This window comes from Gilliamella sp. CG16 (genome assembly GCF_046635785.1).
Lineage (GTDB): Bacteria > Pseudomonadota > Gammaproteobacteria > Enterobacterales > Orbaceae > Gilliamella > Gilliamella apicola_I.
In genome coordinates, this window is record NZ_JBIDFL010000020.1 from 1 (window position 1) to 1717 (window position 1717).

Annotated in this window: 1 rRNA gene; it reads left to right on the plus strand. The window is 50.6% G+C overall.

What is annotated here, in order from left to right:
• Positions 1-161 precede the first annotated feature (161 nt).
• Positions 162-1699 (plus strand): 16S ribosomal RNA (locus tag ACGH47_RS11285).
• The last annotated feature ends 18 nt before the right edge of the window (positions 1700-1717 follow it).

Genomic DNA, 1717 nt, shown 5'->3' on the forward strand with positions numbered 1-1717 from the left:
AAAAAAACTGTCAGCTCTTTAAAAAGAAGAAACAGACAATCTGTGTGGGCACTTGCGAGACGAAAGATAAAAAGTCTACGGACTGAAAAAATTAAGTCTTGATAAGTGACACTGAAGATTCATTTGAATATGTCAGAAACAGTTATTGAGCATCAAACTTTAAATTGAAGAGTTTGATCATGGCTCAGATTGAACGCTGGCGGCAGGCTTAACACATGCAAGTCGAACGGTAACATGAGTGCTTGCACTTGATGACGAGTGGCGGACGGGTGAGTAAGGTATGGGGATCTGCCAAATGGAGGGGGACAACAGTTGGAAACGACTGCTAATACCGCATAAAGTTGAGAGACCAAAGTACGGTTCCGCAAGGACGTGCGCCATTTGATGAACCCATATGGGATTAGCTAGTTGGTGTGGTAAAGGCTCACCAAGGCGACGATCTCTAGCTGGTCTGAGAGGATGACCAGCCACACTGGAACTGAGACACGGTCCAGACTCCTACGGGAGGCAGCAGTGGGGAATATTGCACAATGGGGGGAACCCTGATGCAGCCATGCCGCGTGTATGAAGAAGGCCTTCGGGTTGTAAAGTACTTTCGGTAGTGAGGAAGTTGTGTGTATGAAAAGTGCATGCAGTTGACGTTAGCTACAGAAGAAGCACCGGCTAACTCCGTGCCAGCAGCCGCGGTAATACGGAGGGTGCGAGCGTTAATCGGAATGACTGGGCGTAAAGGGCATGTAGGCGGATAATTAAGTTAGGTGTGAAAGCCCCGGGCTCAACCTGGGAATTGCACTTAAAACTGGTTATCTGGAGTATTGTAGAGGAAGGTAGAATTCCACGTGTAGCGGTGAAATGCGTAGAGATGTGGAGGAATACCGGTGGCGAAGGCGGCCTTCTGGACAGATACTGACGCTGAGATGCGAAAGCGTGGGGAGCAAACAGGATTAGATACCCTGGTAGTCCACGCTGTAAACGATGTCGATTTGGAGTTTGTTGCCTTGAGTGATGGGCTCCGAAGCTAACGCGATAAATCGACCGCCTGGGGAGTACGGCCGCAAGGTTAAAACTCAAATGAATTGACGGGGGCCCGCACAAGCGGTGGAGCATGTGGTTTAATTCGATGCAACGCGAAGAACCTTACCTGGTCTTGACATCCACAGAATCTGGCAGAGATGCTGGAGTGCCTTCGGGAACTGTGAGACAGGTGCTGCATGGCTGTCGTCAGCTCGTGTTGTGAAATGTTGGGTTAAGTCCCGCAACGAGCGCAACCCTTATCCTTTGTTGCCATCGATTAGGTCGGGAACTCAAAGGAGACTGCCGTTGATAAAGCGGAGGAAGGTGGGGACGACGTCAAGTCATCATGGCCCTTACGACCAGGGCTACACACGTGCTACAATGGCGTATACAAAGGGAGGCGACCTCGCGAGAGCAAGCGGACCTCAGAAAGTACGTCTAAGTCCGGATTGGAGTCTGCAACTCGACTCCATGAAGTCGGAATCGCTAGTAATCGTGAATCAGAATGTCACGGTGAATACGTTCCCGGGCCTTGTACACACCGCCCGTCACACCATGGGAGTGGGTTGCACCAGAAGTAGATAGCTTAACCTTCGGGAGGGCGTTTACCACGGTGTGATTCATGACTGGGGTGAAGTCGTAACAAGGTAACCGTAGGGGAACCTGCGGTTGGATCACCTCCTTACGAAGAGCTCGTAAGTGT